The organism is Janthinobacterium sp. SUN206, assembly GCF_030587305.1.
Classification (GTDB): domain Bacteria; phylum Pseudomonadota; class Gammaproteobacteria; order Burkholderiales; family Burkholderiaceae_D; genus Janthinobacterium; species Janthinobacterium kumbetense.
This window is the reverse complement of sequence record NZ_JAPWIB010000005.1, coordinates 546,609-571,692: the sequence shown is the minus strand read 5'-3', so window position 1 is coordinate 571,692 and position 25,084 is coordinate 546,609. Positions and strand designations below refer to the sequence as shown.

General features: G+C 64.0%; 21 protein-coding genes. 9 read left to right on the top strand and 12 right to left on the bottom strand.

From position 1 onward, the window contains the following. Positions 1 to 212 precede the first annotated feature (212 nt). On the top strand, positions 213 to 863 hold the full coding sequence (locus tag O3300_RS25880; protein WP_305054512.1) for a hypothetical protein: 651 nt from the start codon (positions 213 to 215) through the stop codon (positions 861 to 863). Here the strand turns inward: O3300_RS25880 and O3300_RS25875 are convergent. The 4 genes from O3300_RS25875 to lptF are packed head-to-tail and all read right to left on the bottom strand — an operon-like array spanning position 860 to position 4,543. Beyond that, positions 860 to 1,828 (bottom strand): Stealth CR1 domain-containing protein, encoded by a 969-nt coding sequence (locus O3300_RS25875; protein ID WP_305054511.1) that lies wholly within the window; start codon positions 1,826 to 1,828, stop codon positions 860 to 862. The genes O3300_RS25880 and O3300_RS25875 overlap by 4 nt on opposite strands. Then, the gene (locus O3300_RS25870) at positions 1,825 to 2,232 is read right to left on the bottom strand and encodes a sirohydrochlorin chelatase (protein ID WP_305054510.1); all 408 of its coding nucleotides are present in this window, start codon (positions 2,230 to 2,232) and stop codon (positions 1,825 to 1,827) included. Before O3300_RS25870 ends, O3300_RS25875 begins: the two co-directional genes overlap by 4 nt. Then, complete coding sequence (gene lptG / locus O3300_RS25865; protein ID WP_289900075.1) at positions 2,232 to 3,401, bottom strand: LPS export ABC transporter permease LptG; 1,170 nt, start codon at positions 3,399 to 3,401, stop codon at positions 2,232 to 2,234. The genes O3300_RS25870 and lptG overlap by 1 nt, the downstream gene beginning before the upstream one ends. After that, positions 3,398 to 4,543: an LPS export ABC transporter permease LptF gene (gene lptF, locus O3300_RS25860; RefSeq protein WP_077401100.1), complete on the bottom strand. Its 1,146-nt coding sequence runs from the start codon at positions 4,541 to 4,543 to the stop codon at positions 3,398 to 3,400. Before lptF ends, lptG begins: the two co-directional genes overlap by 4 nt. 67 nt (positions 4,544 to 4,610) lie before the next feature. Here lptF and O3300_RS25855 point away from each other — a divergent pair, with 67 nt between their 5' ends. Continuing rightward, positions 4,611 to 6,104, top strand: a complete 1,494-nt coding sequence (locus O3300_RS25855) for a leucyl aminopeptidase (protein WP_289906114.1) — start codon at positions 4,611 to 4,613, stop codon at positions 6,102 to 6,104. Positions 6,105 to 6,207: 103 nt separating this feature from the next. Here the strand turns inward: O3300_RS25855 and O3300_RS25850 are convergent, their stop codons facing one another. Genes O3300_RS25850 through O3300_RS25835 form a run of 4 tightly spaced genes read right to left on the bottom strand, consistent with a single transcriptional unit; the run spans position 6,208 to position 7,820 of the window. Further along, positions 6,208 to 6,735 carry a hypothetical protein gene (locus O3300_RS25850; RefSeq protein ID WP_305054509.1) on the bottom strand — a complete coding sequence of 176 codons (528 nt, stop codon included), beginning with the start codon at positions 6,733 to 6,735 and terminating at the stop codon, positions 6,208 to 6,210. Between the two features lie 10 nt (positions 6,736 to 6,745). Then, complete coding sequence (locus O3300_RS25845; protein ID WP_251350049.1) at positions 6,746 to 7,216, bottom strand: CreA family protein; 471 nt, start codon at positions 7,214 to 7,216, stop codon at positions 6,746 to 6,748. A 33-nt stretch (positions 7,217 to 7,249) separates the two neighbouring features. Beyond that, complete coding sequence (locus O3300_RS25840) at positions 7,250 to 7,438, bottom strand: DUF1653 domain-containing protein (protein WP_034782199.1); 189 nt, start codon at positions 7,436 to 7,438, stop codon at positions 7,250 to 7,252. Between the two features lie 10 nt (positions 7,439 to 7,448). Then, positions 7,449 to 7,820 carry a hypothetical protein gene (locus tag O3300_RS25835; protein ID WP_034751548.1) on the bottom strand — a complete coding sequence of 124 codons (372 nt, stop codon included), beginning with the start codon at positions 7,818 to 7,820 and terminating at the stop codon, positions 7,449 to 7,451. A 569-nt stretch (positions 7,821 to 8,389) separates the two neighbouring features. Between O3300_RS25835 and xth the strand changes: the two genes are divergently transcribed. After that, the gene (xth, locus tag O3300_RS25830; protein WP_305054508.1) at positions 8,390 to 9,154 is read left to right on the top strand and encodes an exodeoxyribonuclease III; all 765 of its coding nucleotides are present in this window, start codon (positions 8,390 to 8,392) and stop codon (positions 9,152 to 9,154) included. Here the strand turns inward: xth and O3300_RS25825 are convergent. Continuing rightward, complete coding sequence (locus O3300_RS25825) at positions 9,151 to 12,813, bottom strand: EAL domain-containing protein (protein ID WP_305054507.1); 3,663 nt, start codon at positions 12,811 to 12,813, stop codon at positions 9,151 to 9,153. The genes xth and O3300_RS25825 overlap by 4 nt on opposite strands. 211 nt (positions 12,814 to 13,024) lie before the next feature. On the opposite strand from O3300_RS25825, the gene prpR reads away from it, so the two are divergent. The 5 genes from prpR to O3300_RS25800 all read left to right on the top strand — a co-directional run bounded on the left by prpR (position 13,025) and on the right by O3300_RS25800 (position 18,352). Beyond that, complete coding sequence (prpR, locus tag O3300_RS25820) at positions 13,025 to 14,653, top strand: propionate catabolism operon regulatory protein PrpR (protein ID WP_305054506.1); 1,629 nt, start codon at positions 13,025 to 13,027, stop codon at positions 14,651 to 14,653. Between the two features lie 25 nt (positions 14,654 to 14,678). After that, entirely contained in the window at positions 14,679 to 15,605 is a 927-nt protein-coding gene (locus tag O3300_RS25815; RefSeq protein WP_305054505.1) for a phytanoyl-CoA dioxygenase family protein, read from the top strand. A gap of 90 nt (positions 15,606 to 15,695) precedes the next feature. Continuing rightward, the gene (locus O3300_RS25810; RefSeq protein WP_305054504.1) at positions 15,696 to 16,568 is read left to right on the top strand and encodes an alpha/beta fold hydrolase; all 873 of its coding nucleotides are present in this window, start codon (positions 15,696 to 15,698) and stop codon (positions 16,566 to 16,568) included. 3 nt (positions 16,569 to 16,571) lie between these two features. Next, positions 16,572 to 17,636 carry a sensor histidine kinase gene (locus tag O3300_RS25805; RefSeq protein WP_305054503.1) on the top strand — a complete coding sequence of 355 codons (1,065 nt, stop codon included), beginning with the start codon at positions 16,572 to 16,574 and terminating at the stop codon, positions 17,634 to 17,636. Further along, the gene (locus O3300_RS25800; RefSeq protein WP_305054502.1) at positions 17,633 to 18,352 is read left to right on the top strand and encodes a LytTR family DNA-binding domain-containing protein; all 720 of its coding nucleotides are present in this window, start codon (positions 17,633 to 17,635) and stop codon (positions 18,350 to 18,352) included. The genes O3300_RS25805 and O3300_RS25800 overlap by 4 nt, the downstream gene beginning before the upstream one ends. Before the next feature lie 5 nt (positions 18,353 to 18,357). Here the strand turns inward: O3300_RS25800 and O3300_RS25795 are convergent, their stop codons facing one another. The 3 genes from O3300_RS25795 to clpS all read right to left on the bottom strand — a co-directional run bounded on the left by O3300_RS25795 (position 18,358) and on the right by clpS (position 24,518). Beyond that, positions 18,358 to 21,711, bottom strand: a complete 3,354-nt coding sequence (locus O3300_RS25795) for a S41 family peptidase (RefSeq protein ID WP_305054501.1) — start codon at positions 21,709 to 21,711, stop codon at positions 18,358 to 18,360. A gap of 207 nt (positions 21,712 to 21,918) precedes the next feature. Further along, positions 21,919 to 24,219: an ATP-dependent Clp protease ATP-binding subunit ClpA gene (gene clpA, locus O3300_RS25790; protein ID WP_035825884.1), complete on the bottom strand. Its 2,301-nt coding sequence runs from the start codon at positions 24,217 to 24,219 to the stop codon at positions 21,919 to 21,921. Next, positions 24,216 to 24,518 carry an ATP-dependent Clp protease adapter ClpS gene (gene clpS, locus O3300_RS25785; protein ID WP_034751577.1) on the bottom strand — a complete coding sequence of 101 codons (303 nt, stop codon included), beginning with the start codon at positions 24,516 to 24,518 and terminating at the stop codon, positions 24,216 to 24,218. The genes clpA and clpS overlap by 4 nt, the downstream gene beginning before the upstream one ends. A 321-nt stretch (positions 24,519 to 24,839) precedes the next feature. Here clpS and O3300_RS25780 point away from each other — a divergent pair, with 321 nt between their 5' ends. Further along, the gene (locus O3300_RS25780; RefSeq protein WP_010395943.1) at positions 24,840 to 25,043 is read left to right on the top strand and encodes a cold-shock protein; all 204 of its coding nucleotides are present in this window, start codon (positions 24,840 to 24,842) and stop codon (positions 25,041 to 25,043) included. Positions 25,044 to 25,084: the final 41 nt, after the last annotated feature.

Sequence of the window (25,084 nt, the reverse complement as noted above, 5' to 3'; positions counted from 1 at the left end):
AACTGACGTCTTCCGAGGAAACATGATACGATGCTCACGCATCTTTTCTCGAGAAGTTGTTGCGTGATAGCAAGAAAATCACGCTTCGCCCCGCCATAGCGCTTGCTGCGCGGCCTCCCGGCTGACGGGAGCCGCCCGGCAATCTCCCCGAAAAAAGCTGCGCCCGCAGGCTGCAATACCGCGCCGCGCAACTTGAGCCGTCACAATCAACAATGAATTTCTCTTCCGTGCGCGAAGCCCTGACTTCGCTCAGCCGCAGCAATGCCGGCGTCGCCGGCGCTGTGCTGCTCAGCATGCTCGCCTCCATCGCCCTGTGGACGGTGTTCCCGAATATCGACGATGAAAACCACTTACTGGAATGGCTGCAGGCGCTGTTCCTGGCCCTGGCCTGCAGCGTGCATGGCACGCGCGCCTGGCAAGAGACTGACCGCCAATCCTTGCGTTTCCTCATGCATGCCGGCTTGTCGGCCCTGCTGTTCGGCTTCCTGCTGCGCGAACTCGATATCGACCAGTTCGGCACGGCGCCCGCCTGGGCCCAGCTGGAAAAAGCCCTGCGCGTGGTGGAACTGCTGATATTGATACGCGTGCTGATCTTTTTCGCACCGCGCGCGCGCAAGGTATTTGCCCATGCGCCGCAGATTTTCAGCATGCGCATCACCATCCTGACGGCCATCGGCGGCTTGCTGATGGTTGCCGGCTGGCCCTTCGACAAGAAGGTCTTCCATGGCATGCCGGACGCCTATGCGCTGCTGGGCGAGGAAGTCTTCGAACTGGGCGCCTATCTGCTGCTGTTCCTCGCTTCGCTGTCCGACAGCGCGGCCGCCGCCCGCATCAGCCTGGCGCCGAAGACACAGCTGGCCTAGCCCAGTTCAAACGAGGATGGCAACGGCAACAGCCGCTGCAAGGTAGCGGCCACGCGCAACAGGCGCGGGTCGTCGTCCTCGGCCTCGTCGCAGGTATCGTTGATACAGAAAAACGGCAAGCTGCCGAAACGCGCCGCCAGCTCCTCGAGCTGCTGCGGCGCCTGCACATCGCCGCTGGCGATATGCAGCGGGTCGAGCATGCGCGAGCGCGCCAGCCCCTGATGCACCATCCAGCGCGGCACCAGGTCGGGCAGCAAGGCCGGCACCTGCCACGAGCGGAACACCGTCGCGCGCACGCCGGCAAACATGGCCGGCGCCAGCCCTTCCAGTACCTGCAGTGCGCTTTTCAGCATGGGCCGCGGCGCATGCGCATACAAGCGCGGTTCATGCCGGTAATCGGCGTACTGCGCCGACAGCCATTGCCGCGACAAGGTGGCGCAATTGACGGGCGCCGCCACGTCGGCGCGCAAGCCCTGCAACTCATCCTGCAGCGCGCTCTCCGTGAAAACACTCAACCGTCCGTCCCCTTCCCCGCCAAACCAGAATGCGGGTTCGAACGGCGCGCCGAAAAACACGTCGTCGTTCAGATACAGGAAACGCTCGGACAGACCCTGAATATGGTGCAGATACGATTCGATATGGCCGGAATCGAACACCGGCAGGGATGCATCGGGCATCAGGCTGGCATGGTCGATCACCGTCAGACGCTTTGATGCGCGCAGCCAGCGGGGAACTTGCCGGTCCGTCAGCAGGTAGACATGGCCGTGGCCGGGGAAGAAGCGCTCGAGCGCGCGCAGGTTGTAGCGCAGTTCGCCATTGTCGCGGTAGCGCCCCGCCACGTTGCCGTGCAGGGCCAGCTGGCCGGGATGCGCCTGCGCCCAGGCGGCATATGCCTGCTGCCGGCGCGCGCGCCAGGCGGGATCGGCGCCGTCCACCCACAGGTAGACGATGTCGATGCCGTTCAAGGCAGAGGGCTGGAGCCTGGCGCCGCCACGCAGTAATCGGCGATGGCGGCGAGCACGCTGGCGTTCTCGCCCACCGCCTCGACCACCTTCAGGCGCAGCGCCGGATGCTGCTGGCGCAATTCTTCCAGCAACAGCGGCAAGTCGCGCAGCACATGCCCGCCCTGCCCCAGGAACACGGGCACCACGGTGGCGTCCAGGATGGCGCCGGCGGGCAGCTGGGCCAGCAGGGTCGCCACCAGTTCGGGCAGGCGCGGCGACATCAGCTCCAGGAAGGCCAGGTGCACGCCGGTGCCCGGCATGCGCGCCTGGATCAGGTCGCGCAGGCGCTCGAAGGGCGCGGCCCACGATGCGGCGCGCGCGCCATGGGCAAACAGGATCAGCGCCTGCTGCACGTTCGTCTCCATCAGTGCCGCTCCACCCACCACAGGGCGCCCAGCGCCAGCAGCAGGTACAGGGCGCTCGGCGCCACCGCCGTCAGGAAGGCCGGCCAGGTGCTGAGCAGGCCAAGATGCGAGAACAGGGTGTTGACCAGCATGAAGCTCACGCCGATCATGATGCCGATGAAGATCTTCAGGCTGATGCCGCCGCTGCGCGTATGCATGTAGGCGAACGGCAGCGCCAGCGCCATCAGCACGAAAATGGCCAGCGGATCGATCAGTTTTTTCCAGAAGGCGATGCGGAAACGCTCGGTTTCCTGCTTGTTCTCGGCCAGGTGGCGCGTGTACACGGCCAGTTCGCTGGCCGACATGCGCTCGGGATCGGACGCCGATACCGTCAGGATCTTCGGCGTCACTTCCGACGTCATGTCCTTGCTGGCGCTTTGCACCGTGCGCACCAGGCTCGTTTCCTGCCCATAGTAGTTCGCCAGCTTCGGCTCGAAGCCGGGCGAGGCGGCCGCGCTGTTCGAGAACGACGTTTCCGTCACCTCGGTCAGGCGCCAGATATTATTGCCCTGATACGTAGCTCCCTTGGCCACGGTCAAGGTGCGCAAACGCATATCGGTGTCAAATTCATACAGCTTGACGTTTTTCAGCTGGCCGTCCGGACGCGCTTCGCCGACATTGAAAAAGCGCGAACCGGTGACGGTGCCCGTCAAGCCCTCGCTCTTGACCATGTCCTTGGTCCACAGGCCGGAGCGGAATTCGCTCGATACGGCCGCGCCGCGCGAGGTCAGCTTGAGGCGTTCGGCCAGCGGTTCCGTGCGCGGCGTGATCAACTCGCCGAAGATGAAGGTGATGACGACGAAGACGATACCGATGCGGAACAGGAAACCGGCCGCCATCGCCGTCGACATGCTCGATGCGCGCATGATGGTAAATTCGGAGCTGGCGGCAAACTGCGCCATCGTGTAGATGGTGCCGATCAGCGCCGCGATCGGCATCACCTCGTACACGTGTCCCGGCACCAGCACCAGCACGTACAGGAAGGCATACTGGATGGTGTAGCCGTTGCGCCCCACCTTGGGCAGCTCGCCCGTCAGGTCGATGAAGGCTTGCAGTGCCAGGAAGGCCAGCAGCACGAACAGCACCGCCTGGAATATCGAGACCGCAAAATAGCGCTGTAAAATCTTCATTTCGATGCCGCTTTACTTGTGTTGCCGGCGCGGCGCGCGCGCTTGAAAGCCGCCAGCAGGACCAGCGGATGATAGCGGTGGTTCACATTCAGGCGCCACGCGAACAGCCCCACCACGGCCAGCGCCGCCAGCAGGTGCAGCGGCCACCAGGCCAGGCCGAAGGTCAGGCGGCCCTGCTTCACGCTCGCTTCGATGACCTTGATCAGGTTGCTGTACGTAAAGAAAATCAGCAGGGCGATGATCAAATTGGTCGAACTGCCGGCACGCGGATTGACAAAGCCCAGCGGAATGGCCAGCAGGATCAGCATCAGGCCGATCAGGGGCGCACTCACCCGCCACAGCAATTCGGCCATGGTGTAGGGATTCGGCTCGGCGATGAGCGCCATGGTGCTCATGGCGCGCACGCCCAGTTCCGCGCCCAGTTCCTGCTGCTTGCTCTCGATGCGCATGATGTACTGTTCGAATTCCATGGTCTGGAAGTCCGCCTGCGTCGGCACGCCCTGGTAGCGGCGGCCGCTCTTGAGCACCAGGAAGCGTTCGCCCTTGGCGTCGGTGTTGATCACGCCTTCCTTGGCGACGACGACGACGGCGCTGCCTTTTTCATCGACGGTATTGACGAAGACGTTCTGCACCACGGTCTTCTCGCCGCTGACGCCCTCGACGAAGAAGATGCGGTTGCTGCCGGCCGATTCGCGGAACTGGCCAGGCGTGACTTTCTGCAGGTCTTCGCGCTTCTCGAAGCGCGCCACGTATTCATCGCTCTTCTTTTGCGCCCACGGCGTGGCGTACAGGCTCAGGATGCCGGTGGCCAGCACCAGCGGCAAGCCGAAGCTGAGCACGGGCCAGATCCAGCGCGACAGGCTCAGGCCGGACGCGAACCACACCACCATCTCCGACTCCTTGTAGCTGCGGGTGACGACCATCAGCACCGAGATGAAACCGGTGAGGATGAGGATGGTGGGCAGCTGCATCAGGGCGGAAAAAACCATCAGCGACATGACGTCGGACGACGCGATCTTGCCGCCCGCCGCCTTGCCGAGAATACCGATCAGCATCCAGGTGAGCAGGATGCTGAACAAAACTGTGAAGGTGGCCCCGGCGGCACTAGCCAATTCACGTCGAAGGGCGCGTTGAAAGATCATTCGGAGTTTATAATTCGGGTCAGTTAGTTGAGTAACACGTTACTAGTAAATGAAAACGGAGAACCAAATGGACTTTAGCATAAAAGCATTCGATACCAAGAGCACCCTCGGCACGGCCAAAAGCGGATGCATCGCGGTTGCGGTATTCGAAAACAAAAAACTGTCGCCAGCGGCAAAATCGCTGGACAGCAAGGGTGCGATTTCGGCTGCGCTGAAGTCCGGCGACATCAGCGGCAAGCCTGGCAGCACTTTGCTGCTGCGCGCAGTCGATGGCGTCGCCGCCGAACGTGTTCTGCTGGTAGGCATGGGCAGCGATGACGCTGTCAGCGAAAAAAGCTTCACGACCGGCGTACAAGCCGCACTGAAGGCCTTCGGCTCGCTGGGCGCTGCGGACGCCATTATCGCACTACCGCTGACTGAAGTGAAAGAGCGCGACGTAAATTGGGCAATCCGTTGCGTGGTGCAAGCCGCCCACGACAGCGAATACCGCTGCGACTCGCAGAAAAGCAAAAAAGATCCGGCACCGGCAGGCGTGCGCAAGATCGTCCTGGCGGCGCCTGCAACGGCAGCCACGCGCGGCGCGCTGGCGCAAGCCATCGCCATCGCCAACGGTTCCGACCTGACGCGCAACCTGGGCGACCTGCCGGCGAACATCGCCAATCCGACCTACCTGGCCAACACCGCCAAGCAGCTGGCCAAGGATTACAAGTTCGAAGTCGAAGTGCTGGACCGCAAACAGCTCGAAGCGCTGAAAATGGGCAGCTTCCTGTCCGTCACCAACGGCAGCGAGCAACCGCCGAAGTTCATCGTCCTGAAACACATGGGCGGCAAGGCCAAGGATGCGCCAGTGGTCCTGGTCGGCAAGGGCATCACCTTCGACACGGGCGGCATTTCGATCAAGGCCGGTCCTGGCATGGATGAAATGAAGTACGACATGTGCGGCGCCGCCTCGGTCCTGGGCACCTTCCGCGCCATCGGCGAAATGAACCTGAAGCTGAACGTCATCGGCGTCATCGCCGCGTGCGAAAACATGCCGTCGGGCCGCGCCACCAAGCCGGGCGACATCGTCACCTCCATGAACGGCCTGACCATCGAAGTGCTGAACACGGACGCCGAAGGCCGTCTGGTGCTGTGCGACGCGCTGACCTACGCAGAACGCTTCAAGCCGGCGGCCGTGGTCGATATCGCCACCCTGACGGGCGCTTGCGTCGTGGCCCTGGGCCACCACAACAGCGGCCTGTTTACGCGCAGCGATGCGGCGCATGACCAGCTGGCCAATGAATTGCTGGCAGCAGGCAAGCAGTCGAGCGACACGGCATGGCGCATGCCGATCGAAGAGGCGTACAACGAGCAGTTGAAGTCGAACTTCGCCGACCTGGCCAACATCGGCACGCCAGGCGGCGGCTCGGTGACGGCAGCGGCCTTCCTGGAAAACTTCACCAAGAAGTACACCTGGGCGCATCTGGACATCGCCGGCACGGCGTGGAAGTCGGGCGGCTCGAAGGGCGCGACCGGCCGTCCAGTGCCACTCTTGACGACGTTCCTGATCAACCGCGTATAAGTTGACGCTTGCCGGTAGGGTAGCGCCATGCGCTATCGGCAGCGCCATGCACAAAAAACCGCCAGGTCTTGCGACCATGGCGGTTTTTTTATGTACGTTTGAATCAGTAGACGACGGGATTGGGCAGAGGCGATGGCGCCACTTTCGGCTGCACCACCGTTTCCGGCACGGCAGCCGCTGGCGGCGACGCTGAAATCGGCGCGGGCGGCGGTGCCAGGCGCGCGGGGTCCTGCATGACGATGGTCAGAATGGACGGGTAGTCGAAGCCGGCGCCCGTGTTGCGGTCGACGAAATAGCCGACGCCCAGGGTCAGGATGACATTGCCCCAGACGCTGCCATTGAGCTTGGGATCGATATGGTCGTCCGTCGCGATGGCGGGCGAACCGTGCTTGCGGCAATCGACCTTCAACGGTTCCTGGCTCTTGCGGATGGTGATGCGCCCGGGCGTGGTAACGAACCATTTGCCCACGTCGTTGCTGAGGATGCAGCCGGCGCCCGTCAGCTCGCGGTTGTCCTGGATGGTTTGCACCAGCACCATTTGCTCGGTGTTGCCCGTCAGCGTGGCGCAGCCGCCCAGGCCCAACAGCAGCAGCGTCCTGGCGGCAAAGGGAGCAGACAGCGGCACGCGCATGGGAGCTCGCTTAACGGACGGGAATCGGCTGGTCGCCAGGCACGGCGACGGCGGTGACGCTGTTTTTCGGACTGCCTTCGATCAGGCGGTCGGAATACACGAGGTAGACCAGCGCATTGCGCTTGCTGTCGACCATGCGCACGACGCGCACGTGCTTGAAGAAGATCGAGGCACGCTCGGTAAACACTTCTTCCTGGCGCGGCAGCTTGCCCTTGAATTGCAGCGGCCCCACCTGGCGGCACGCGACGGCCGCATCGGCCTTGTCTTCGGCCAGGCCGACGGCGCCCTTGATGCCGCCCGTCTTGGCGCGCGACAGATAGCAGCTGACGCCGGCGACGCGCGGATCGTCATACGCTTCGACGACGATCTTGTGGTCAGGGCCGATCAGTTTGAACACCGTGTCGACCGAACCGATGGTTTCGGCCCGCGCCGCGGCGCAGGCAAGGCCCAGCACCAGAGCGGCAGGCAGCAATTTACGCATGAAGAGTATCCCGGGCACGCACGCAGGCGGCCATCAGTTGATGGGAGCGAAACGCTGGACCATGACGCCTTCGACTTCGATCAGTTGAAAGAACACGTCTTTCGGCCTGGTCCAGATGGAACCGTCGGCGGCGCGATACACGATCATCGGCGTCAGATCCGCTTCCAGCGTGGCTTCGCACACCAGTTCATAAATGCCGCCCTTGTAGTGCCGATAACGCATCGCCGTCCCCTCAAGCCGTGGAATCTTCGCTCTTGTCGTCGGCCAGTGCCTTCTGCTTCTGCTTCAGGCCCTGGATCACTTTCAGTATGCCTTCCATGCCGGCCGCGCCATCGGCGCCGCTGAAGGCGTCGAGCACCTCATTGAGCACCTTGTTGCGCACGGTCGCTTCATCGGAAGACATTTCCAGCGCGCGCTGGGCTTTCGCCGCCTTTTCGGCCGCGCTCACGCGCGGCTTGGCAGCCGTCTTGCCATGCGTCAGAGCAGCCTGCCAGATAACCCAGCGGCGCTGGGTCTCGAAAATCAGGTACTCATCCGGTTTGTCTTCTCTTCGCCGCACAATGTGGCCGTCACGCTGCGCCCACGCTTCAAATGCAGTTCGCATTTTCTTCCTTTGCAAATGCTACGCGCAAGTCTCACTATTAAAACTGCAACATTTCAAAATAGTACCATCTATTGATGTCGCAAAACAGTCTCATAGATATAGTACTGCAATTTATATAACAAGTCTGGCGGCGCCAAGGACGGAATTGACACTCCGTCCCCGGCACAGTGGTCATGTAATCGGAATAGCAATTACAACTAATTACAACTGCTTCCTGTTCGGTTCTTAACTTGGCTGTAACAAAGCCGTATGACACAGTTGTTACACGGTGCCATTTTAGTAGTTTTTATCGCGTTTTAGCGAGAAACTTTACACCTTTGTCGCGTTAAACGGCCAGACGCATCCTGCCGCGCCAGCCACTTATGCCAAATCAAACATAGGGGTTGATCAATGATACACAAAAACATAATATTCATGCGCCACGATTGGTTAAGTATAAATATTTTATTTGCACTCTTATTCCCGGCAAGTAAATAAAGCCCGCACCGGCCAGGCAGCGCAGGACGCCGGCGACACGCATGCGGTAAGATTCGCGCCTATCGATACCTATTCAAGCAAGGATTTTTCCCATGAAACTCGCCACCTGGAACGTCAATTCGCTCAAAGTGCGCCTGCCGCAAGTGCTGCAATGGCTGACGGACAACCCGGTCGACATACTCTGCCTGCAGGAAACCAAGCTCACGGACGACAAGTTCCCCGTCGCCGAAATCGAGGCGGCCGGCTACCAGGTGGTCTTCAGCGGCCAGAAAACCTACAACGGCGTGGCCATCCTGTCGAAGCTGCCGATCACCGACGTGGTGAAGAACAACCCGCGCTATGAAGATGCGCAGCAGCGCATCCTGGCCGCCACCATCGGTGGCGTGCGCGTCGTCTGCGCCTACGTGCCGAACGGCCAGAGCATCGATTCGGACAAGTACGAATACAAGCTGGGCTGGCTGGCCGCCCTGCACGACTGGCTGGCCGAAGAAGCGCAGCAGCACCCGCAGCTGGCCGTCGTCGGCGACTACAATATCGCGCCCGACGACCGCGACGTGCACGACCCCGTCGCCTGGGCCGGCCAGGTACTGGTCTCGGACAAGGAACGCGCCGCCCTGCAGCGCCTGTTCGACCTCGGCCTGACGGACGCCTTCCGCCTGTTCGAGCAGGCGGACAAATCGTTCAGCTGGTGGGATTACCGCCAGCTGGGCTTCCGCCTGAACAAGGGCCTGCGCATCGACCACATCCTGCTCTCGCCCGCCCTCGCCGCCCGCTGCACGGCCTGCGTGATCGACCGCGTGCCCCGCAAATGGGAACAGCCGTCCGACCACGCGCCCGTCGTGGCGACGATTGATTAACTAAGGGCTATCCGCTCCAGCAAGGCCTGCGCGTTCACGGCAGGCACGGGCGCGGAAAACAGATAGCCCTGCGCATAGCGGCAGCCGTTCGCCTGCAGCAGGGCGAACTGCTCTTCCGTCTCCACGCCTTCGGCCACGGCCGACAATTGCAGGCTGTCGGCCAGCGCGATGATGGCCGCCACGATGGCGCGGTCCTCTCCGCTGTGTTCGAGGTCCTTGATGAAGGCGCGGTCGATCTTGACCTTCTTCACGGGGAAGCGCTTCAGGTAGGCCAGGCTGGAATAGCCGGTGCCGAAATCGTCGATCGACAGGCGCAAGCCCATGCCATTGATCTGCCGCAAAATCTCCAGCGTATGCTCGCCGTGCTGCATCAGCGCCGTCTCGGTGATCTCGAATTCCAGCAGCGCCGGGTCGATGCCCGTTTCCCGCACCACGGTCCCGATGGCAGCCACCAGGCCCTTGTGCATGAACTGGCGCGGCGACAGATTCACCGCCAAGGGCACGGGCTGCAAGCCCTGGCGCTGCCAGGCCATGCTTTGTTCGCACGCCTGGCGCATCACCCACTCGCCCACCGGCACGATCAAGCCGTTTTCCTCCATGATGGGGATGAAGCGGTCCGGCAGCACCAGGCCGTGGCCGGGACGGCGCCAGCGCAGCAGCACTTCCATGCCGTGCAGCCGGCGCGTGGCGATATCGATGACCGGCTGGTAAAACAGCTCGAACTGCTGCAGCGCCAGCGCCGTGCGCAAGCTGCTTTCCAGGTCGAAGTGCAGGGCCGCCGCCTGGTTCATCGTCTGCGTGAAGAACTGGTAGTTGTTGCGGCCATTGCCCTTCGCGTGGTACATGGCCGCATCCGCATGGCGCATCAGCGCGTCGACATCGCCGCCATCGTCCGGATACAGGCAGATGCCGATCGACGGCGTCACGTGCAGCACGTGGCCGTCGAGCGGAAAGGCGGGCGTCAGCGCCTCGATGACCTTCTCGGCCACGTGCGCCGCTTCGTCGCTGCCGCGGATGCCCGGCACCAGCACGACGAATTCATCGCCGCCCAGGCGCGCCACCGTGTCGCTGGCGCGCACGGCGCCGCACAGCCGGGCGGCCACTTCCTTGAGCAGCAGGTCGCCCGTCATGTGGCCCAGCGAATCGTTGATGGTCTTGAAGCGGTCCAGGTCGATGAACATCACGGCCAGCTTGCGCCCGGAGCGCTGCGCGGCCAGCATGGCCCGCTCCAGCCGGTCCGACAGCAGCGCGCGGTTCGGCAAGCCCGTCAGGTTGTCGTGGTACGCCATGTGATGCACCCGCGCCTCGGCCTGGCGCCGCTCGACGATTTCGCCCTGCAGCAGCAGGTTGGCGCCGGCCAGTTCGGCCGTGCGCTCCTGCACGCGCAATTCCAGCTCGTCGCGCGCGCGGCGCACCGCCTCGGCCGCCTCGCGGCGCGCCGTCACGTCGTCGACCAGCCACACGGAACGGCCATGCGCATGCGCCAGGTCGAACGGCCGGCCGGACAGGCGCGCCCAGAAGCGGCTGCCATCCTTGCGCACCAGCTGGTATTCGGACATGTGCACTCTGCCCGCATCGAAATCGCGCGCCGTCTCGCCGCGCGCCGCCTTCCACGCGGCCACGTCGGGATACAGGGCCTGCACCGACAGGCCGTTGATCTCGCCGGGTCCATAGCCGAACAGCTCTTCCATCTTGCTGTTGGCGCGCAAATTGTGGCCGCCCTCCACCACCGAGATGCCCAGCACGGCGCTGTCGAGGATGGCCTGGTTTTCCAGCAGCGCGTTGCGCAGGGATTCTTCGGCGCGCTTGGCTTCCGTGCGGTCCTCGATGATCCAGATGGTGCCGGCGGCGGGATCGTCGGGATTGACGACATAGGCGATCAGCTGCGCCCACAAGGTGCTGCCGTCGCGGCGCATCATTTCCACTTCCGTCTGGAAGGGCTTGGCCACGGACAGGAAGGGAAAGGCCGCCGCGCCCAGCAATTCGTAGGATTGCTGCGACACGTACAGCGCGCGCCCGGGCAAGCCCAGCGCCTCGTCGCCGCTGTAGCCGAACATCGCGGCAAAGCCCAGGTTATAGCGCGTGATCTGGCGGTTCTTGGTATACAGGATGCTCACTGAGGCATTCGTCATGATGGCCGCCACTTCCATCTGCGTCTGGCGGCTGGCCGTGACGTCTTCCAGGATCCAGATGGCGCCCTGCTCGCTGTGCGCCTGGTCGACGGCCTTGGCGCGGATGCGGCACCAGAACAGGCTGCCGTCGCGGCGGCGGAACAGCGATTCATCCTGCTCGTACGGCAAGCCCTGTCCCAGCAGCGGCGTGGCTTGCACGCCAAACGCCTCGTAGGCGGCGGGGGAGGGAAACAGCTCGGCGGCAGGCAAGCCCGTCATCTCCTCCTGCGCGTAGCCGAACATTTCGGCGAAGCGGGGATTGCAGCGCAGGACCAGGCGCGAACGGGAAAACAGGATGCCGACGGAGGCATTGTCGAGGATAGCCTGCTGCTCCAGCATCAGCTGGCGCGTCGCCTCCTCGGCCGCCTTCTGCGCGCTGCGGTCGTCGAACAGCCAGATCGTGTCGCGCAGGCCGCGATCCGTCTGGCTCTCCGGGTTCAGGACATAGCCATACGCCAGCGCCCAGAACGTGGAGCCGTCGCGGCGGCGCATCTCCATCTCGCCCTGGAACGGCAAGCCGCGCCGCAGCAGCGGCGCGGCCTGGCGCACGACATTGTCATACGCCGCGCGCGACGGGTACAGGTCGGCGACGGCCAGGCCCACGCCGCTGTCGCCATCGAAGCCGAAGCATTCGGCAAAGCGCCGGTTGTAGCGCAGCACGCCCATGTCGCGCTGGAAGCCGATGGCCAGCGGCGCGTTGTCCATCACGGCCTGCATTTCCAGCATGGCGCGGCGCAGCTGGTCTTCATCGCGGCGGTGGTCGCTGATATCCTCGATGATCCAGACCGTACCATCATGGGTATTGAGGGGGTCGACGGCGCGTCCGTGCAGGCGGCTCCAGAACAAGCTGCCATCCTGGCGCCGCAGTTCCAGCTCCGTGCGGTACGGCTTGCCCTTCGACAGCAGCGGCGCCGCTTCCAGTCCCAGGGCGCGGCAATGCTCGGCGGAGCGGTACAGCACCGCCCCGGGCATGCCCGTCAGCTGGTGGCGCGCATAGCCGAGCATCTCGGCGGCACGGATATTGCACTCCTCGATGAAGCCGCCCTTGGAAAAGACGATGCCGACGGCCGCGCTTTCCAGGATCGCCTGCTGCTCGAGCAAGGTCTTGCGCAAGGCTTGCTGGTCGCGCTGCTGCACGCTGATGTCGGCAAACACGAGGGTCGCGCCGGGCAAGCCATCGTCCACCAGCAGCGGCCTGGACCATACCTGCACGGCGATGGCGCCCGCCGTCCCTTCCAGGCTGCTGTCCCAGTGCCGCTCGCGCCCGGCCGCGCCCAGCGCGCCGCGCAGCATGCTGGTGCTCGACGCGCGGTAGGCATCCGTAAAGCAGTCGGCCAGCAGCCGGCCCGCGATATCCCGGCCCAGCAAGGCCTGCAAGGCGCCATTCGCCGCCACCACCATGCCGCAGGCATCGCAGGCGCAGGCCGGCAAGGCGATCAGTTGCAAGGCATCGGCGATGAAATCGGGACTGGTCGGTACGCGGTTCATGGACACCATGGGACGGTTGAGGACGAGATAAACATGCGCTTGGGAAAGTATTCCTCCAAGCATCATGGTGCTGCTAGATCATAAACCAGTTTCCGGCGGTTTTTTCATATTCCTTATTGGCAATATCTGAAACGCCACAGACCACTTGCAACACGCCCGTTGCAACGCCGTTGCATGGCAAGAAAATGAAACAAATCGTTTAGAATAAAGCATGCGCCGCCCTCCCCAACCTCCGCTCGACCACCGCGACAAACCCGTCATCTGGACCGTCTCCGTGTCGCGGCTGTTCGATCTGTTCCGCGACATCACGCTCGAATACGACGACTTGGCGACGATCGAACCGATCAACCTGGGCTTCGACGACGCCGTGCGCCACATCCGCGAACGCATGGCCACCGAGCGCTGCGACGCCGTCATCGCGGCCGGCTCGAACGGCGCCTACCTGAAAGGCCGCCTGTCGGTGCCCGTCATCATCGCCAAGGCCAGCGGCTACGACGTGATGCAGGCGCTGGCGCGCGCGCGGCGCATCTCGCCGCACATCGGCGTCGTCACCTACCAGGATCCGATGCCGGAACTGGCCGAATTCGCCGCCACCTTCGGCTTCCAGATCGCCCAGCGCACCTACGCCACCGAGGAAGACGCGCGCGCGCAGATCAATGAATTGAAGGCGGCCGGCGTCAAGGCCGTCGTCGGCGCGGGCCTCGTCACCGACCTGGCCGAAGAGGCGGGACTGTCCGCCGTCTTCGTGTATTCGGCCACGGCCATCCGGCGCGCCTTCGACGACGCGCTGGAACTGGCGCGCCTGACCCAGATCGAATCGAACCGGGGCCGGCGCGCGGTGGTGGCCGACACCCTGCGCGCGCGCCACGGCCTGCACGATCTGCGCGGCGAATCGGAAGCGATGGAAGCGCTGCGCCAGTCGGTGGTGCTGTATGCGCGCTCGCCGGCGACGGTGCTGATCCAGGGCGAGACGGGCAGCGGCAAGGAACTGGTGGCGCAGGCGATCCACCGCGAAAGCCCGCGCAGCCTGGGCGCGAACCGGCCCTTCATCGCCATCAATTGCGGCGCCATCGCCGAATCGCTGCTGGAATCGGAGCTGTTCGGCCACGAGGATGGCGCCTTCACGGGTGCGCGCCGGGGCGGCCATGCGGGCCTGTTCGAAGCGGCCAACCACGGCACCCTGTTCCTCGACGAAATCGGCGAAATGCCGCTGGCCCTGCAAACGCGATTGCTGCGCGTGCTGGAAGAGCGCGAAGTGGTGCGCGTGGGCGGCACGCGGCCCATCGCCATCAATGTGCGCATCATCAGCGCCACGCACTGCGACCTGGAACAGCGCATCCGCGAAGGACGCTTCCGCGCCGACCTGTTCTATCGCCTGGCCGTGCTGCGCCTGCATTTGCCCGCCTTGCGCGAACGCGCCAGCGACATTCCCGGCCTGGCCGAATGGTCGCTGAAAAACGCGCTGGCGGCGCTGGGCGCCCGCCCGCATCCCAACCTGCACGCGGAAATCCAGGCTTGCGCGCCGCTGCTGCGCCGCTACGACTGGCCCGGCAACGTGCGCGAACTGCGCAATCTGGCCGAGCGCCTGGCGCTGTTCCTGGCGGCAGAACCGCTGCAGGCGCTCACGCCCGCCTTCGTGCTGGGCGTGGCGCCGGAACTGGCCAGCGCTGGCGGCACGGCGGCGGCGCTGCCGGCGCCAGCCGCCGCCACCGCCGCGCCGCGCCTGGAAGACGAAAGCGCCAGCGCCGTGCTGGCGCGCTTCGGCGGGCGCCGCGACGCCGCCGCCCAGTACCTCGGCATCAGCCGTACCACCTTGTGGCGCCGCCTGCGCGCCGGCTGATTTTTCCAACCAGACAAAAAACACCATGGACGACTGGGCTCACTTGCACGATTTATGGCAGCGCTGCACGGGACAAGGCGCCGCGAGCGGCAACCTGGGACTGGCGCGCGACCACAGCGACATCAAGGCGCTGTACGCACGCGGCATTTCGATGGAAGACGCGCTGCACTTCCTGTATCAGCAACGGCCGACCCTGCAAGCCTACACGGACTGGATCGCCGCGCGCACGCGCCCACGCCCGGCCCATGCCGCCAGCGCGCACGAGGACGTGCTGTCCGCCGCCGAGCTGCACCATTTCGAGGAGCACGGCTACCTGGTGCTGCGCGGCGCCGTGCCGCGCGTGCAGTGCGCCGCTGCCCGGGCGGCCATCTGGGACTACCTGGGCGCCAGCCCGGATGATGCGGCATCGTGGTACCAGCCGCACCCGGGCAAGCGGGGCCTGATGCTGCAGTTTTCCGACCACCCGGCCCTCGAGGAAAACCGCCACGTCGCGCACATCCGCCACGCCTACCAGCAGCTATATGGCACTGGCGCCGGCATCTACGCCAGCATCGACAAGGTGAGCTTCAATGCTCCGGAAACGCCGCAGCACCGTTTCCTCGGCAGCGCCCTGCACTGGGACGTCAGCCTGCAGCAGCCGATTCCGTTCAAGCTGCAAGGCATGCTGTACCTGAGCGACTGTCCGGCGCAGCACGGCGCATTCCACTGCGTGCCCGGCTTCCAGCACCGCATGGCCGGCTGGCTGCGGCAAGTGCCGCCAGGACGCCAGCCGCGCGAATGGGCCGTCGACGACTTGCGGCCCGTGCCCGTCGAAGGCATGGCCGGCGATTTCATCATCTGGCACCAGGCCCTGCCCCATTGCGCCACGCCCAACCGCGGCCCGGCGCCGCGCATGGTGCAATACCTGACCTACCATCCGGACCACTGCCAGGACCACGATGGGTGGATCTGAACCGCTCATCCCGTCCTGGCGCCGCTCATCCCGCGGCGCTGGCCGCGCGTTCCCGGCGCCGCTAGCATGGTCGTCAAGGAGGAGTACCCCATGAAACGAACACTGCAAACATTGATCTTGCTCAGTACCGCGCTGCTGGCGGGCGCCAGCCAGGCCGCCGCGCCCCAGGCCTTCACGGTCGAGGTCACCGGACAAGGCCGTCCCCTGATCCTGATTCCCGGCCTCGCATCCTCGGGCGAAGTGTGGCAAGCCACGGTGGCGCGCCTGTGCGGCCCGCAAGCCGCGCGCCAATGCCACGTGCTGACATTGGCCGGCTTTGCCGGCGTGGCGCCCATCGAAGGCGACTTGCTGGCGCAGGCGGAACAGCAGCTGGCCGACTACATCGGCACCCACAAACTGGGCCAGCCAACCATCATCGGGCATAGCCTGGGAGGCTTCCTGGCCCTGAAAATGGCCATCGACCATCCGGCGCAAACGGGCAAGCTGGTGATCGTCGATTCGCTGCCGGCGCTGGGCGCGACCCAGCTGCCCTCCATCACGCCGGAGCAGCTGCAAGCCATGTCGCAGCAGATGCAGGCGGCCATGCGGGCCCAGGATGCGGCTGCCGCCAGCGCCAGTCAGCGCCGCACCGTCGCGGCCATGGCCAGCGCGCCGGCCGACGTGGAACGCATCATCGGCTGGGGCCAGCGCTCGGACCGCGAAACGGTGATCAAGGCCATGGGCACCCTGATGGCCAGCGATTTGCGCCAGGACGTGGCGAAAGTGCAGTCGCCCACGCTGGTGCTGGGCACCTGGATCGCCTACAAGGACTACGCGCCGCGCGCCGCCATCGAGGCCACGTTCCAGCAGCAGTACCGCCAGCTGCCCGGCGTGCAGATCGCTCTGGCCGACACGGCGCGCCACTTCATCATGTACGACCAGCCGGACTGGATGTTCGGCCAGATCGAGCAATTCCTGCGTTGAGCCATGACGCCACCCCACCGCCCCCCGTTGCTGGCCCGGATCGACTGGTACTGGACCTTCCAGCTGGCCGGCTGGGGCGCGCTGGCCCTGTTCAACAGCGTGTACGGCGGCTCCTCGCAACTGCGCATCGTCGCGACCATCGCCTGCTGGGGATCGCTGGGCGGCTTGCTGCTGTCGCACCTGTGGCATGGCGTGCTGCGCCGGCGCGGCTGGGCGGCAAACGGCTTGCGCTGGAAACGCATCGTGCCGTCGCTGATCCTGCTGGCCGCCATCCAGACGGCCAGTGTGACGGCCGCCTTCCACGCCATGTATCCGCCCGACCTCCTGCGCGGCATCGCCTGGCTGCCTGGCGCGCTGCTGTTCTGGTTCGGGGTCTTCCTGACCTGGACGGTGTTTTACTTCACCGCGCTGTCGCTGCGCCGCGCCGCTCGCCTGGAAGCGGAAACCCTGCGCCTGCAGCTGCACGGACGGGAGGCCGAACTGCGCGCCCTGCAGGCGCAAGTCAATCCGCATTTTTTCTTCAACAGCCTCAATAGCGTGCGCGCCCTGATCTTCGAAGACCGCGAAGCGGCCGCGCACATGATCGACCAGCTGGCAGGCCTGATGCGCCACGCGCTGCAATCGGGCCAGCACGCCACGGTGCCGCTGGCGGCCGAACTGGACGCCGTGCGCGCCTACCTGGCCATCGAACAGATACGCTTCGAGGAACGCCTGCGCGTCAGCTTCGCGATCGAAATCAGCGCGCCCGACGTGGAACACGTGCGCGTGCCGCCCATGGCCCTGCAGACGCTGGTGGAAAACGCCGTCAAATACGGCGTCGAAGCAAGCGCCGAGGGCGCCGACATCCGCATCGCGGTGCGGCGCGCCAGCCCCGCCGACGGCGCGGCCATGCTGCAGATCGACGTGGCCAACACGGGTGCCTTGCGCGAACCGGGCAACTCTACCTGCGTCGGCCTGCGCAATGCGCGCCAGCGCCTGCAACTGGCTTGCGGCGAGCGCGCCAGCCTGGAATTGCGCGAACAGGCGGGCTGGGTACATGCCACCATCCACCTGCCGGAGCAGGCATGAACGGCCATCCGCTCAAGGTACTGCTGGTCGATGACGAGCGCCTGGCGCGCGCCGAGCTGCGGCGCCTGCTGGCGCCCCACGTGCAGTGCGGCGCCGTCGAAATCGCGGGCGAGGCGGCCAGCGCGGCCGACGCCGTCGCGCAGATCGGCAAGCTGCGGCCCGACCTGCTGCTGCTCGACGTGCAGATGCCGGGCGGCTCCGGCTTCGACCTGCTGGCCGCGCTCGATAATGCGCCCGACGTCATCTTTTGCACGGCCTTCGACCAGTACGCGCTGCAGGCGTTCGAGGTCAGCGCCCTCGACTACCTGCAAAAACCCGTGCAGGCGGCACGCCTGGCCACGGCGCTGGCACGCGCCGGCGCGCGGGCGCAAGCCGTGCCGCCGCCCGCGCCGCGCAAAGTCTTCATCAAGGATGGGGAACGCTGCTGGTTCGTGGCGTTTGACGATATCCGCCTGCTGGAATCGGAAGGCAACTACACGCGCGTGCATTTCGGCGCGCAGCGTCCGCTGATGCTGCGCACCCTGAACCAGCTGGAAGAAAGGCTCGATCCCGCCCTGTTCCTGCGCGCCAACCGGCGCCAGATCGTCAACCTGGCGCAGGTGACGCAAGTGGCGCCGAATGCGGCCGATGGCCTCGACCTGCGCCTGCTGGACGGCAGCGTGGTCGAGGTGTCGCGCCGCCGCGCGCAGCAGTTCAAGGCCGCCTGCGGCCTGTAGCGGGACTACTTCAGCGCGGGGATCGGCTGCGCCTGGAAGGCGGGGCGCGGCTGCTCCCTGAGCTTTTTCGCCAGCATGTCGAGCGCCACTTCCAGCTGGCGGTCGACGCCATTGAAGGTGGCGTGCGGCGGATTTTCCACCTCCACGTCCGGCACCACGCCCACGCCTTCGATCAGCCACTGGCCGTCGATGCCGAACTGGCCGTTTTCCGCCACGCGCGCCATGCCATTGTCGGCCAGGCGCGTATTGTCGCTGAGCCAGACGCCCGCGCCGGCCGTGCGCTTGCCCACCAGCGGCGCCAGCCCCAGGGCCTTGATGCCGGCGGCGAAGGTCTCGCCATCCGAATACGTCAGTTCGTCGACCAGCACGACCAGGTGGCCGCGGAAGGTATTCTGCATGTTCGACGACGGCTGCACGCCCGGCGGCGCCCAGTAGGCCCAGGCCTTGCGCAGCAGTTTTTCGATGATCCAGCTGTCGATATTGCCGCCGTTGTTGCGCCGCACATCGATGACCAGGCCTTCGCGGTTGATGTTCGCATAAAAATCGCGCGCGAACGAGGCGATGTCGTTCGGCCCCATGGCGCGCAAATGCAGGTAGCCGATGCGCCCCTGCGAGGCGGCCGCCACCTGCTCGGCGCGGCTCAATTCCCAGTCGCCATAGCGCAGCGCCGTCTGTTTCGCCATGTTGACGGGCGTGACGATGACGGCGCGCGGCGCGCCTTTGCCCCGCCTGACCTGCAACAACACCTGCTTGTCAGCCTGATTCAGCAGCAGGTCGCTGATGTCGCGCGCGCCCAAGACGTCCTTGCCATTGACGGCCGTGATCACGTCGCCCGCCTGCACCTCCACTTCGGGACGCGACAGGGGGGCGCGCGCCGAGGGCAGCTCCGCTTCGCTGCGGTAGACATGCTCGACCCGGTAGCCGTCGCTGGTGCGCGCCAGCACGGCGCCCAGGCCCGCCGGCGTGCCTTCCTGCTCCGTGCGGCGCAATTCGCCGGGGCGGATCTGCGAATGCAGGGCGCCCACTTCGGCCACCATCATGCCGAGCACGTCATTGAGTTCGGCACGGTCCGTGACCCGCTCGACCAGCGGCGCATATTTGTCGCGCGCCGCCTTCCAGTCCACGCCGCGCATCTTCGCGTCGTAGAGAAAATCGCGGTGCAAACGCCAGGCGTCGTTGAACATCTGCTTCCATTCCAGGCGCGGATTCGACACGAAAGTCCAGTCGTCGACCTTGACCTTGGCCTTCGACAGGTCGGCCGGCAGCTTGGCGCCCGCCTCGATCACCAGCATCTCGCCCGGTCCAGTAGCCGCCGCCGTGCGGTAGTACAAATGCTTCTTGTCCTGCGCCAGGTCGAATTCGCGCACATTGGCCACCAGCAATTCCGGCTTGGAGCCGGTGTTGCCAATTGCCAAGGTCTTCAGGCTGGACTTGTTTTCGCCGCTGTCCCGCTCGAGGAAATACAGGCGCTTGTCATCGGCGGCCAGCGCGCTGTAATTGCCCGCCGCCAGCGGCACTTCATACAGGCGTTCGGCCAGACCCTGGCTGACGATGGCCGGCAAGGCGGCCGGCGCTTTTTTCACGGCGCCCTTGCCGCCCGCCTTTTCCAGCGCTTTTTCCGCCGCCGATTCGGCCGCCTTTTCATCGTCCGTCTCGGGCGGTTTCACTCCCGGACGGCTCAGCTCATCGTCGGGCTGGAACGGGAAACGGTTGCCCGGCTGCAGCGCCAGCGCATACACGCCGGTGCGCTTGTCGAACACGGGGCCCATGTTGCGGTCGCCCCATGGCGAACCGTTGGCCAGCTGGAAATTGCGCGCCGACAAGAAATACAGCCAGCGCCCGTCCGGCGAAAACACGGGCGAACCAGACGTGTAGCGGTCGCTGGTGACGAATTGCAGCTGCTTCGACGCGAGGTTGTACAAGCCGATCTGCTCGCGCTGCTCGTTGCTGGCCACGCGCACGATGGCCAGGTTGCGGCTGTCGGGCGACCATTGCACTTCGTCGTGCTTGTCCACGCCCGCCTTGCCCGCATCGTCGATCAGCTGGTTGCCCCTGGTCGCCAGATCCAGCAGCCAGAAACGGCCCTTTTTATCCGTGTGGGCCAGCCAGCGACCATCCGGCGACGGATACAATTTCCAGCGGTGATTATCGCCCTGCGTCGTCAGCTGCTCGCCCTTGCCCGATCCATCGGCGGCGTACTTCCAGATTTCATTCTCGCCGCTCGTGTCGACGATGGCGAAGACGGATTTCTCGTCGCTGGAAAAGACGGCGTCGCGCGCCCGCGCCCCTTCCGGAATGGCGATGTCGACGCGGCGCAGGCTACCCGTGCCGGCGACGCTGACACGGCCCCTTGCAGTAAGAATGATGCGCTCATCCTTGCCCGACACCTGGACATTGCTCAAGGTATCGAGCGGTGAGCGGATCTGGCGCGCGCGCTGCTGGTCGAAATCGGACACGAGGCTGATGGCCAGCGGCTGCGAGGCGCCCGTTGCCGGGACGTTCAGGTCGAGCACGTGCAAATCGGCGCCCAGCTGGTAGACGATCTTGCCGTCGCCCAGGGAAGCATTGCGCACGTCCCACTGCGTGTGGCTCGTCAAGACGCGACGGTCGGAGCCGTCGGGCAGCATGCTCCACAGATTGTCGCTGCCGCCCGCGTCGCTGATATAGTAGACACGGCCCTGCCACCACATGGGGCGCTTGTTGTTGCCAGCCAACACAGCGGGTTCCGCGTGCATGCGCACGGCCTCGCCCTTGCCATCAAGGTCATAGCGCCACAGGACGGCATGCGCGCCGCCCCGGTAGTTGCGCACATTGTCGTTGGTCATGGCCAGGCCGAAACGCGTAAAGAACAGCGTCTTGCCGGCGTCGTCGAGCACGGCATCGTTGGCGTCGGCCACGGGAAACACGCGGCGCGTCTGTTTCACGGGATCGATGGCGGCAACGATGCGGCGCGACGCGGGACCGTCCGTATTTTGCGTGCTGACCAGCACTTCGCCCTGCGCCGTCCAGCCCAGCACCAGCACGCCGCCATTGTCGTACGAAATACGCCGCGGCAAGCCGCCGGCCAGCGGCATCACATACGCTTCCTGCGCCCCTTCATAGGCGGCCGAAAAGGCGATCCACTGGCCGTCGCGCGAAATCGCCGCATTCGTTTCATAGCCCGGATGCGTGGTCAAACGCTGCGCCGCACCACCGCGCAGATTGCTTTTCCACAAGTCACCTTCGGCCGTGAAGACGACGGTATCGCCGCGCACGGCGGGAAAGCGGAAGTAGCTGCCGGCAGGCGCGGCAGCGGCGGCAGCGCTCCCCAGCAAGCCGGCGGACAACAGGAGGAAGGCGAGAGTACGGGAAATTTTCATGTAGGCAGTCTTTCAACGAGCAGTCAGCGGTCATGGAAACGATGCGGGGCAAGGCCGACACCGGGATCACGATTCTTGCATAGCTGATGCAAAAGCAATACCTTTTTTTAAACAAGGCAATTTGCATAATAGTTTCCATTACTCACTTACGGGCGTAAAAAAACCCGCGCCACTTGCGTGGGCGGGTTTTTGTTGACGGCAGGAAGCTTATTCCACTTCCACCGTTTCCGGCGCAGCCGTCGGCGCCGCATCTGGCGGTTCCGGGAATTCCAGCAAGACCTGGTCCTTGTCGTCGAGGTCGACCGTGACCCGTCCGCCCGTCACCAGGCGACCGAACAGCAGTTCGTCGGCCAGGGCCTTGCGGATCATGTCCTGGATCAGGCGCGCCATCGGCCGCGCGCCCATCAGCGGATCGAAGCCTTTCTTGCCGAGGAAAGCGCGCAGCTTCTCGGTAAACACGGCTTCGACCTTTTTCTCGTGCAACTGCTCTTCCAGCTGCATCAGGAACTTGTCGACCACGCGCAGGATGATTTCCTGGTCCAGCGAACGGAAGCTGATGGTCGCGTCGATGCGGTTGCGGAACTCCGGCGTAAACATGCGCTTGATATCGGCCATCTCGTCGCCAGCCTGCTTCGAGTTGGTGAAGCCGATCGACGTCTTTTGCAAGCTTTCCGCGCCCGCATTCGTCGTCATGATGATGATCACGTTGCGGAAATCGGCTTTGCGGCCATTGTTGTCCGTCAAGGTGCCGTGATCCATCACTTGCAGCAGGATATTGAAAATGTCCGGATGGGCTTTTTCAATTTCATCGAGCAGCAAGACCGCATGCGGCTTCTTGGTGATCGCTTCCGTCAGCAAGCCGCCCTGGTCGAAACCGACATAGCCCGGTGGCGCGCCGATCAGACGGCTGACGGCGTGGCGTTCCATGTATTCCGACATGTCGAAACGGATCAGCTCGATACCGAGGATGAAGGCCAGCTGTTTCGCCACCTCGGTCTTGCCGACACCCGTCGGACCGGAGAACAGGAAGGAGCCGATCGGCTTGTCCGTCTTGCCCAGGCCGGCACGGGCCATCTTGATGGCCGACGCCAGCGCATCGATGGCGGGATCTTGCCCGAACACAACATTGCGCAAGTCGCGGTCGATCGTCTGCAGCTTGCTGCGGTCGTCCTGGTTGACCGTTTGCGGCGGAATGCGCGCGATCTTGGCGATGATGTCCTCGATCTCGGCCTTGCCGATGGTTTTCTTTTGCTTCGACTTCGGCAAGATGCGCTGCGCCGCGCCCGCTTCATCGATGACGTCGATCGCCTTGTCGGGCAAGTGGCGGTCGTTGATGAAGCGCGCCGCCAGTTCGGCCGCCGTCGACAGGGCCGAGGCCGAGTATTTCACGCCATGGTGCTCTTCGAAGCGCGATTTGAGGCCGCGCAAGATTTGCACGGTTTGCTCGACGGTTGGCTCGTTGACGTCCACTTTCTGGAAGCGGCGGCTCAAGGCATGATCTTTCTCAAACACGCCGCGGAATTCCGTGTACGTGGTCGCGCCGATGCATTTCAATTGACCGTTGGCCAGTGCCGGTTTCAGCAGGTTCGACGCATCCAGGGTGCCGCCCGACGCCGAGCCCGCACCGATGATGGTGTGGATCTCGTCGATGAACAGGATGCCGTTCGGATTGTCCTTCAGCTGTTTCAGCACGGCTTTCAGGCGCTGTTCGAAGTCGCCGCGGTATTTGGTACCGGCCAGCAAGGCGCCCATGTCCAGCGAATACACGACGGCATTCTGCAGGATTTCCGGCACGTCGCTTTGCGTGATGCGGTAGGCGAGGCCTTCGGCGATGGCCGTCTTGCCCACGCCCGCCTCGCCGACCAGCAGCGGATTGTTCTTGCGGCGGCGGCACAGGATCTGGATCACGCGGTCGACTTCTTCCTCGCGGCCGATCAGCGGGTCGATCTTGCCTTCGGCAGCGGCCTTGTTCAGGTTTTGCGTGAACTGGTCGAGCGGGCTTTCCTTCGGCTGGCCGTCGACGGGCGCCTCTTCCACGCCTTCGGAGGCTTTCGCGCTTTCCGTCGACTGGTCCTTGCGCACGCCGTGCGAGATGAAATTGACCACGTCCAGGCGCGTCACGCCCTGCTGGTGCAGGTAGTAGACAGCATGCGAATCCTTTTCGCCGAAGATGGCCACCAGCACATTGGCGCCCGTGACTTCCTTCTTGCCATTCGAGGCGGACTGGACGTGCATGATGGCGCGCTGGATCACGCGCTGGAAACCAAGCGTCGGCTGGGTGTCGACTTCGCCCGTGCCAGGCACGGTCGGCGTGTTATCGCCGATGAAATTGGTGAGGGTCTTGCGCAGGTCTTCAATATTGACCGCGCAGGCACGCAACACCTCGGCAGCGGAGGGATTGTCCAGCAGTGCCAGCAGTAAATGCTCAACCGTGATGAATTCGTGCCGTGCCTGCCGAGCTTCGACAAACGCCATGTGCAAACTTACTTCTAATTCCTGCGCAATCATACTTCCTCCATCACGCACTGCAGGGGGTGCCCCGCCTTGCGCGCATGCGTTAAAACGAACTCCACTTTGGTACACGCTATATCTTTAGAGAACACGCCGCACACTCCTTTGCCGTAGCGATGAACACTGAGCATGATTTGCGTCGCCGTTTCACGGTCCTTGTTGAAATACTCCTGAATGATGGCCACCACAAATTCCATGGGGGTGTAGTCGTCATTGAGCAAGGCTACCTGGTAGAGCGGTGGCGGCTTCAGCACTTGCCGCTCCAGCAGGGTTTCTGTGTCGTGCTTGGTTGCCATACGCTTATTCTAATGCTTTCACAGTGGTTGTCATGCGCAATATCTACGCCTTTCCAATTGTTTTCAATCTTACGCGTTTTCTTAATAGTGCGCAGATGGCGACCTTGCCGTCAAAATCAAGAGTTGCTTTTTTGGTTGCCGTGAAGAATTTGGCAATATCGATGGAAAAGCGCTTGACTTCATTATTTATTCCGCCAACAATGCTGTATCGACTGTTGCAGTAATGTACAGCTTGATAAGAAGTGAGACGTCGAGGAGGGGGCAAGAAGCTTCTTGCTTTTATGGCTCGTGTGATTTGTTTTAATTTTGAAAGTTCTTTTTATGGCAACAGGTACAGTTAAGTGGTTCAATGATTCCAAAGGTTTTGGCTTCATCACTCCAGATGATGGCGGCGAAGATTTGTTTGCTCATTTCTCCGCAATCAACATGAACGGTTTCAAGACCCTCAAAGAAGGTCAAAAAGTTCAATTCGAAGTCACGCAAGGCCCTAAAGGCAAGCAAGCTTCCAACATCCAAGCAGCCTAAGCATCGCCGGCCCTCAGATGTGAAAAACCCCGTTTCCTTGA